This window comes from Mesorhizobium sp. M0571 (assembly GCF_040320985.1).
In the GTDB taxonomy this organism is placed as follows: domain Bacteria; phylum Pseudomonadota; class Alphaproteobacteria; order Rhizobiales; family Rhizobiaceae; genus Mesorhizobium.
In genome coordinates, this window is sequence record NZ_JAMYQT010000013.1 from 131,254 (window position 1) to 140,000 (window position 8,747).

The 8,747-nt window shown below is 61.7% G+C and carries 6 protein-coding genes, 1 tRNA gene and 2 rRNA genes (1 of these 9 running past the window's edge); 6 read left to right on the top strand and 3 right to left on the bottom strand.

All coding sequences use genetic code 11. From position 1 onward, the window contains the following. Positions 1-104: 104 nt before the first annotated feature. From NKI85_RS17405 to NKI85_RS17430, 6 genes are all read left to right on the top strand, one after another. Entirely contained in the window at positions 105-1,715 is a 1,611-nt protein-coding gene (locus NKI85_RS17405) for an ABC transporter substrate-binding protein (RefSeq protein ID WP_352777095.1), read from the top strand. 156 nt (positions 1,716-1,871) lie between these two features. Beyond that, the gene (locus tag NKI85_RS17410) at positions 1,872-2,858 is read left to right on the top strand and encodes an ABC transporter permease (RefSeq protein ID WP_352525062.1); all 987 of its coding nucleotides are present in this window, start codon (positions 1,872-1,874) and stop codon (positions 2,856-2,858) included. Beyond that, positions 2,855-3,685, top strand: a complete 831-nt coding sequence (locus NKI85_RS17415; protein ID WP_352525060.1) for an ABC transporter permease — start codon at positions 2,855-2,857, stop codon at positions 3,683-3,685. Before NKI85_RS17410 ends, NKI85_RS17415 begins: the two co-directional genes overlap by 4 nt. After that, positions 3,682-4,518 (top strand): ABC transporter ATP-binding protein, encoded by an 837-nt coding sequence (locus tag NKI85_RS17420; protein WP_352525058.1) that lies wholly within the window; start codon positions 3,682-3,684, stop codon positions 4,516-4,518. The genes NKI85_RS17415 and NKI85_RS17420 overlap by 4 nt, the downstream gene beginning before the upstream one ends. Next, positions 4,515-5,306 carry an ATP-binding cassette domain-containing protein gene (locus tag NKI85_RS17425; RefSeq protein ID WP_352525056.1) on the top strand — a complete coding sequence of 264 codons (792 nt, stop codon included), beginning with the start codon at positions 4,515-4,517 and terminating at the stop codon, positions 5,304-5,306. The genes NKI85_RS17420 and NKI85_RS17425 overlap by 4 nt, the downstream gene beginning before the upstream one ends. After that, positions 5,303-5,809: an L-2-amino-thiazoline-4-carboxylic acid hydrolase gene (locus NKI85_RS17430; protein ID WP_352525054.1), complete on the top strand. Its 507-nt coding sequence runs from the start codon at positions 5,303-5,305 to the stop codon at positions 5,807-5,809. Before NKI85_RS17425 ends, NKI85_RS17430 begins: the two co-directional genes overlap by 4 nt. 271 nt (positions 5,810-6,080) lie before the next feature. Here the strand turns inward: NKI85_RS17430 and NKI85_RS17435 are convergent. The 3 genes from NKI85_RS17435 to NKI85_RS17445 form a co-directional block, all read right to left on the bottom strand. Further along, a tRNA-Met gene (locus NKI85_RS17435) sits at positions 6,081-6,157 on the bottom strand. 130 nt (positions 6,158-6,287) lie between these two features. After that, positions 6,288-6,402 (bottom strand): 5S ribosomal RNA (gene rrf / locus NKI85_RS17440). Between the two features lie 76 nt (positions 6,403-6,478). Then, positions 6,479-8,747: ribosomal RNA gene (locus tag NKI85_RS17445) — 23S ribosomal RNA — on the bottom strand (it continues 538 nt past the right edge of the window).

Sequence of the window (8,747 nt, forward strand, 5' to 3'; positions counted from 1 at the left end):
TGGCGAAACCCCGGACAAGGCCCATAATCACGTTGCGGAACGCTTATGAGCGTCCGAGGGGTACGGCGGACCCGGCCGGGTCGCGGAGAGGACGGAGTTCGATCATGTCAGAGTTCACCATTTCCAGACGCACGATGCTGGCCGGTTCGGCATTGCTGCTGGCTTCCACGGCCATGCCGACGATCGGCTGGGCGCAGACGCCGAAAAAGGGCGGACGACTGGTCGTTGCCGCCGATTCCGAGCCGCGCAATCTCAATCCGGCGATCGTCGCCTCGAACGGTGTCTTCTTCATTTCTAGCAAGATCGTGGAAACCTTGGCCGAGGCATCCTTTGACGGCAAGGACGGGCTCGATCCACGCCTGGCGCTGAGCTGGGAAGGCGACGCCGACGGTCTGTCGGTGACATTCAAGCTACGCGAGGGCGTCAAATGGCATGACGGCAAGCCCTTTACCTCCGCCGACGTCGCCTTCTCGGCGCTGCAGGTCTGGAAACCGCTGCAGAATCTCGGCCGCACCGTGTTCAAGGATCTTGAGGCCGTCGACACGCCGGACGAGGCCACCGCCGTGTTCAAATTCGCCAAGCCGACACCGTTCCAGCTGATCCGCAATGCCTTGCCGGCTCTCACCAGCGTGGTGCCGAAGCACATCTATGAGACCGGAAAGATTGAGGACAACCCGGCCAACAACGCACCGGTCGGCACCGGCCCATTCAAATTCGCCGAATACAAGCCCGGCGAATATTACCGGCTGGAGAAGAACACCGATTATTGGGGCAAGGACCAGCCCTATCTCGACGAGATCATCTATCAGGTGCTGCCCGACCGCACCTCCGCCGCAAGCGCGCTCGAAGCGGAGGAAATCCAGCTCGCCGCCTTTTCCGCCGTGCCGTTGGCCGATCTCGACCGCATCTCCAAGGTGCCTGGCCTCAAGGTTATCACCAAAGGCTACGAAGCGCTGACCTACCAACTGATCGTCGAGATCAACCATCGCCGCAAGGAGCTGGCCGACCTGAAAGTGCGCCAGGCGATCGCTCACGCCATCAACAAGGATTTCGTCGTCAAGACGGTATTTCTCGGCTATGCCGCAACCGCCACCGGCCCGGTGCCGAAAAACGACCCGCAATTCTACACCGCCGACGTGCCGACCTATGATTTCGACGTTGCCAAGGCCAATGCCTTGCTTGACGAGGCCGGCTACAGCCGAGGCGATGACGGCAAGCGCTTTTCGCTGAAACTGCTGCCGGCGCCCTACTTCAACGAGACCAAGCAGTTCGGCGACTATCTGCGCCAGGCGCTCGCCGCCATCGGCATCGACGCCCAGCTGGTCAACAACGACTCGGCCGCGCACATCAAGGCGGTCTACACCGACCACGCCTTCGACCTTGCGGTCGGGCCGCCGGTGTTTCGCGGCGATCCGGCGATCTCGACCACCATCCTGGTGCAGAGCGGCATTCCCGACGGCGTGCCCTTCTCCAACCAGGGCGGCTACAAGAACGCCGAACTCGATGCCCTGATCGCCAAGGCATCGGAGACGCTCGACACCGCCGCCCGCACCGAACTCTACAAGGAGTTCCAGAGAAAAGTTGCCGCCGACCTGCCGCTCATCAACGTCGCCGAATGGAGTTTCATCAGCGTCGCCCGCGACACGGTCAAGAACATCGCCAACAACCCGCGCTGGGCGGTATCGAACTGGGCGGACACTTGGCTGGAGGCTTAGGCAGGTCGGCTCAAGGCTTGCACATCGCCTATGTGGGTGCTCAGCTTCGGCTATGAGAGTTCCTTCGCGCCCCCCTCTGTCCTGCCGGACATCTCTCCCACGAGGGGGGTGCCGAACGCAGCGCCGAAGACTTGGCTCTCCTGTCAGTGCTGCGCCATGACCCGCGCCCTCATCCTTCTTCGCCGCCGTCTCGTTGGCAGCATCTTCGTGCTGCTGATCGTCGTCGTCGGCACCTTCCTTTTGCTCGAAGCAGCGCCCGGCGACGCGGTCGATGCCTATATCGTCTCGACCGGCGGCGACGCCGGCATGATCGAGCTGTTGCGTCACCGCTGGGGTCTCGACCAATTGGAGCTGACGCGGCTGGCCAACTATCTCTGGGCGCTGCTGCATCTCGACCTTGGCCAGTCGGTCACCTTCTCGCGGCCGATCCGCGACGTCATCCTCGAGCGCCTGCCTACCACGCTGCTGTTGATGGGCAGCGCCACCGCGCTCTCCTTCGGCCTCGGCTCGGCGCTCGGCATCTATGCCGGCGCCAGACCCGGCAGCTTCCGTGATCGCTTCCTGTCCATCGGCTCGCTGGCGCTCTATGCCGTACCGGGATTCTGGCTCGGGCTGGTGCTGATCATCGTCTTCGCCGTCGACCTGCGCTGGTTTCCGATCGGCGGCATCGAGAGCATCGCCTCGGGCAAGACCGGCCTCGATCGCGCCGCCGACATCGCCCGCCATCTCGTCCTGCCGGTGTCCGCGCTCGGCTTCATCTATCTCGCGCTTTACCTGCGCATGATGCGCGCCGGCATGGCCGAAGTCTGGCGACAGGATTTTGTCCTCGCCGCCCGCGCCAGGGGACTTTCCCGCCAGCGCATCGTGCTCGCCCACGTCGCCCGCAACGCATTGTTGCCGCTGGTCACCATGCTTGGCCTGCAGTCCGCGCAAATGCTGGGCGGCAGCGTCGTCATCGAAAGCGTCTTTTCCGTGCCCGGCCTTGGCCGGCTGGCGCAGGAAGCGGTGGCCGCGCGCGACACGCCGTTGCTGCTCGGCATCATTCTCGTCAGCGCCGTTCTGGTCGTCATCGTCAACCTTCTCGTCGACATCGCTTACGCCTTCCTCGATCCGCGCGTCGGCGCCAGTGAGGCCGGTGCGTGAGCCCGCTTCGCCGCTTTCTTCGCACGCCGGAAGCGATCGCCGGCGCGGTCTTCCTGGCGGCACTGTTTGCCGTGGCGCTTGCCGCACCTTTGTTCTTTCCCGGCGATCCGCAGGCGATTGCCGGGCCGGCATTGCTGCCGCCATTCAAGGACTGGTCGCTGCCACTGGGCACCGACCGCCTGGGCCGCGACGTGCTTGCCGAGCTTTTCCATGGCGCCCGTACCTCCCTGGCGGTCGGGCTGGCAGCAGCAGCCGCCGCCCTTGCCGTCGGCGCCGTGATCGGCACGTTGGCCGGCTTTGCCGGCGGCCTCGTCGACGAAGTGCTGATGCGCATCACCGACGCTTTCCAGACCGTGCCGGCCTTCCTGCTAGCTTTGGCTTTCGTCAGCATCGTCGGGCCATCGCTCGGCGTCGTCGTCGTGGCGATAGCGCTTGGCGCCTGGACAGGACCGGCACGCGTGGCGCGGGCCGAAGTGCTGTCGATCCGCGAGCGCGATTTTGTTGCCGGCGCCCGCGTCATCGGCATGCATCCGCTGGAGATCGCCTTTCGCGAAGTGCTGCCCAACGCATTGCCGCCGGTACTGGCATTGTCGTCGGTGATCGTCGCCGCGGCGATTCTCACCGAAGCGGCATTGTCCTTCCTCGGCCTTGGCGACCCCAACCGCGTAACCTGGGGCGGCATGATCGCCGAGGGCCGCGCTGTGCTGCGCACCGCGCCCTTTTTGTCGATCATTCCGGGCGTAGCGCTCGTGCTGACCGTGCTCGGTGTGTATCTCACCGGCGAAGGCGTCGTCGAGACGACGGCGGTGAGGAGGAGCCTGTCGTGACGGCGCTGCTTTCGATCGGTGATTTGTCGGTGACTTATCGCCGCGACGGCGCTGAGGTCGCGGCGCTGAAACATATCAGCCTTGACGTCGCGACTGGCGAGCGCTTTGCCATCATCGGCGAGAGCGGTTCGGGCAAGAGCACGCTGGCGCTTGCGATTGCCGGGCTGCTGCCGGCCTCATCCAGGATAGAGGGCCGCATCGATTGGGTGCCCCCATCGCCATCCCGGGGCGCCAAGGATCGCCAATCTTTCCTTTTTCGCAATAGCCTCCCCCTCGGTGGTCGCGACATCGGCTTCGTCTTCCAGGACCCCTCGGCCAGCATCGATCCGGTGATGACGGTCGGCAAACAGATCGCAGAAGTCGCGCACGCCCATCTCGGCCTTGCCTGGCGAGACGCCTATACCAGGGCCAGGGACCTGCTCGAACGCGTCCGTCTGCCCGTTCCCGATGCCGCCATGCGCGCCTACCCGCACCAGCTATCCGGCGGTCAGAAGCAGCGCGTGGCCATCGCCGCAGCGATCGCGGCCAGCCCGAAACTGCTAATCGCCGACGAGGCGACCAGCGCGCTGGACACCATCGTGCAGGCCGAGATCGTCGCGCTAATTCGGCAATTGGTGGCCGAGGACGGTATGGCGCTGCTGTTCATCAGCCACGACATCGCGCTGGCCGCCGAGCTTGCAGAGAGCATCGCCGTGTTCCGGCATGGCGAACTGGTCGAGTTCGGTTCGACGGCGCAGGTCGTCAGTGCGCCGCGTCACGCCTACACAAGGGCGCTGCTCGAAGCTCATCTCGGCCTCGACGTCGAGCCGCTGCTGCGGCAGACCGGAACATGAGCGGTCCGCTGCTCGCCGTTTCCGGCCTGACCAAACGATACCGTCGCGGCGGCAAGATCATCGCCGCGGTCGACGATGTTTCCTTCCACATCGAACCTGGCGAGACGCTGGCGCTGGCAGGACCTTCCGGCAGCGGCAAGTCGACGATAGCTCGGCTGATGCTGCGGCTCATCGAACCCGACGCCGGCAATATCGAATTTGAAGGCAGCGAGTTCCTGTCACTGAACGGCGCTGCCTTGCGCGACCGGCGCGCCCGTCTGCAGATGGTGTTTCAGGATCCGCTCGCCGCCTTCAACCCGCGCGCCACGGTGGCGCGCGTGCTCGACGATCCCTTGCGCATCCACCATATCGCCTCGCGAGCCGAACGCCCGCGCCGCATTGCCGCTCTGCTGGAGCGCGTCGGCCTCAGCCCAGGTCTCGCCGGCCGCGCCATTCACGAAATTTCCGGCGGCCAACGTCAACGCGTCGCAATCGCCCGCGCCATCGCCACAAAACCGTCGCTGGTCGTGCTCGACGAGGCGGTGTCGGCGCTCGACGTGTCGGTGCGCGCGCAGATCCTGCGGCTGCTGCTCGACCTTCAACGCGAGGAGCGCATCGCCTATCTGTTCATTTCGCACGATCTCGGCGTCGTCCGTGCCATCGCTCACCGCGTCGCCATTCTGGACGCTGGGCGCATTGCCGAGAGCGGCGACGCCCGCGACGTCATCGACGCGCCGCAATCTGCAATCGGCAAGGCGCTTGTGGCGGCAGCGCCAAGACTGCCAAGGATCGAACAGGACGCCTCATGACCGACGCCGAAGCCCGAGCCGAAAAACTGTCGCGCGAACTCGATTCCGCCTTCCGCAACCGCGCCGATCTTTATCGTCTGCTCCTCGATGAGCTGACTGCGGAACTTGGCGCGGAAAAAGCCGAGGCGATCATGATCCGTACCATCGAACAACGCGGCAAGGAGGTTGCGGCGGCGGCCTTCGCCGATTTCGGCCCGAACGACGCACCGGCGATCGGCGAGGCGTTCCTGGCCGTCAGCCCGGATGGCGGCCGCATGTATCCGACCGACGTCGAACGCAGCCAAGGCCGCATCGCCTTCAAGGTCAAGCGCTGTCCGCTGAAGGACGCCTGGGTCGAAGCCGGCGTCGGCGACGAGAAGCTCGCCACGCTCTGCCGCATCGCCGGCGCCTTCGACCGCGGCCTGTTCGAGGCCACCGGGGTGCGCTTCGACAACGTCACCTGGACGCCGGGCCACGGTTCCGGCTGCTGCCACATCGCTTTGACCAACCGGGATGCCGGCTAGAGCTGCATCCATGCAGCACATTCAGGTGCCGGCAAGGACGTGGAACTCCGTCCCGGCGCGCGAGCTTCGGTGTTTGGCAGCACGCCCCAAAACAAAAACCCCAGCGCCGTAAGGCTACCGGGGTTTGATGCTTGCATTGCAAGGAATTTGGTGGGGGGGCAGGATCTGTCTCGGTGTCCCGGGTGTCGGCTTCGTGCGAGGCCTGACGGGGATCGAAACAATCGCCCAGCAATACGAAAACGGCCCGCACAAGGCGGGCCGTTTTCGTATTTGGTTGCGGGGACAGGATTTGAACCTGTGACCTTCAGGTTATGAGCCTGACGAGCTACCGGGCTGCTCCACCCCGCGTCAACCCTAGAAGTAAGCCTTGGCTCACTGGATTCAAGCTCCCGCCAAATGAAAGGGCCGCTTGCGCGGCCCGGAGTCCCGTTGGCGGGCCTGTTCGTAAGGAGAAGATTTAACAACGTGCGCTTGGCAGACCTGGCAGCGACCTACTCTCCCGCGTCTTGAGACGAAGTACCATCAGCGCTGGAGCGTTTCACGGCCGAGTTCGGAATGGGATCGGGTGCAGCCGCTCCGCCATAACCACCAGGTCGGCAAAACGCACGTTGCTCGAGAAGCTGTTTTCTGTGCCATCCATCGTGTTCACGATGGGCATTGGGAATGAGAACGATCAAGCCGATCGAACTATTAGTACCGGTAAGCTTCAAGCGTTGCCGCTCTTCCACACCCGGCCTATCAACGTGGTCGTCTTCCACGGTTCTCAGGGAATACTCGTTTTAAGGTGGGTTTCCCGCTTAGATGCCTTCAGCGGTTATCCCGTCCGGATATAGCTACCCTGCTATGCGGCTGGCGCCACAACAGGTCCACCAGAGATCCGTCCATCCCGGTCCTCTCGTACTAGGGACAGATCCTTTCAATATTCCTACACCCACGGCAGATAGGGACCGAACTGTCTCACGACGTTCTGAACCCAACTCACGTACCGCTTTAAATGGCGAACAGCCATACCCTTGGGACCTGCTCCAGCCCCAGGATGCGATGAGTCGACATCGAGGTGCCAAACAACCCCGTCGATATGGACTCTTGGGGGTCATCAGCCTGTTATCCCCGGCGTACCTTTTATCCGTTGAGCGATGGCCCTTCCACGCGGGACCACCGGATCACTATGACCGACTTTCGTCTCTGCTCGACTTGTCAGTCTCGCAGTCAGGCAGGCTTATGCCATTGCACTCAGCGAACGATTTCCGACCGTTCTGAGCCCACCATCGCGCGCCTCCGTTACTCTTTAGGAGGCGACCGCCCCAGTCAAACTACCCACCATACATTGTCCCGGACCCGGATAACGGGCCGCGGTTAGACATCCATAGTGATAAGGGTGGTATTTCAAGGGTGGCTCCACCTGAGCTGGCGCCCAGGTTTCAAAGCCTACCACCTATCCTACACATGCCACTACGAATGCCAATGTAAAGCTATAGTAAAGGTGCACGGGGTCTTTCCGTCTAACCGCAGGAACCCCGCATCTTCACGGGGAATTCAATTTCACTGAGTCTATGCTGGAGACAGCGGGGAAGTCGTTACGCCATTCGTGCAGGTCGGAACTTACCCGACAAGGAATTTCGCTACCTTAGGACCGTTATAGTTACGGCCGCCGTTTACTGGGGCTTCGATTCAGAGCTTGCACCCCTCCTCTTAACCTTCCAGCACCGGGCAGGCGTCAGACCCTATACGTCGTCTTGCGACTTCGCAGAGCCCTGTGTTTTTGATAAACAGTCGCTACCCCCTGGTCTGTGCCACCCTCCCATGCTTGCGCATGAAAGGGTCACGCTTCTTCCGAAGTTACGCGTGCAATTTGCCGAGTTCCTTCAGCATAGTTCTCTCAAGCGCCTTGGTATACTCTACCAGTCCACCAGTGTCGGTTTCGGGTACGGTCTATAAGGAGGAGCTATTTCCTGGAACCACGCAGCAGCCCTTTCAATCCGATAAGATTGGACTACCTCAATGATCCGTCACTTCCTCCAGGCCCACGAATATTAACGTGGTTCCCATCGTCTACGCATTTCTGCCTCGACTTAGGGGCCGGCTAACCCTGCTCAGATTAGCTTTAAGCAGGAACCCTTGGACTTTCGGCGGGGGAGTCTCTCACTCCCCTTACGTTACTCATGTCAGCATTCGCACTTCTGATACCTCCACCATCCCTCACGGGTATGGCTTCATCAGCTTACAGAACGCTCCGCTACCGCTTGCATTGCTGCAAACCCTAAGCTTCGGTGTATGGCTTTAGCCCCGTTACATTTTCGGCGCAAAGACCCTTATTTAGACCAGTGAGCTGTTACGCTTTCTTTAAATGATGGCTGCTTCTAAGCCAACATCCTGGTTGTTTTGGGATCCTCACATCCTTTCCCACTTAGCCATAACTTGGGGACCTTAGCTGTAGGTCAGGGTTGTTTCCCTTTTCACGACGGACGTTAGCACCCGCCGTGTGTCTGCCGACTATTACTCCCAGGTATTCGGAGTTTGGTTAGGTTTGGTAATCCGGTGAGGACCCCTAGCCCATCCAGTGCTCTACCCCCTGGGGTATTCGGTCGACGCTCTACCTAAATAGATTTCGCGGAGAACCAGCTATTTCCGAGTTTGATTGGCCTTTCACCCCTAGCCACAAGTCATCCCGAACTATTGCAACAGTTATGGGTTCGGTCCTCCAGTAAGTGTTACCTTACCTTCAACCTGCTCATGGCTAGATCACTCGGTTTCGGGTCTAATGCGACGAACTGAACGCCCTATTCAGACTCGCTTTCGCTGCGCCTACACCTATCGGTTTAAGCTTGCTCGTCACACTAAGTCGCTGACCCATTATACAAAAGGTACGTGGTGACCCAGGACGAACCTTGGGCTCCCACTGTTTGTAGGCAATCGGTTTCAGGTACTATTTCACTCC

Coding starts and splice junctions, on each gene's coding strand:
- NKI85_RS17405 (WP_352777095.1), top strand. CDS start 105: ATGTCAGAGTTCACCATTTCCAGACGCACGATGCTGGCCGGTTCGGCA.
- NKI85_RS17410 (WP_352525062.1), top strand. CDS start 1,872: ATGACCCGCGCCCTCATCCTTCTTCGCCGCCGTCTCGTTGGCAGCATC.
- NKI85_RS17425 (WP_352525056.1), top strand. CDS start 4,515: ATGAGCGGTCCGCTGCTCGCCGTTTCCGGCCTGACCAAACGATACCGT.
- NKI85_RS17430 (WP_352525054.1), top strand. CDS start 5,303: ATGACCGACGCCGAAGCCCGAGCCGAAAAACTGTCGCGCGAACTCGAT.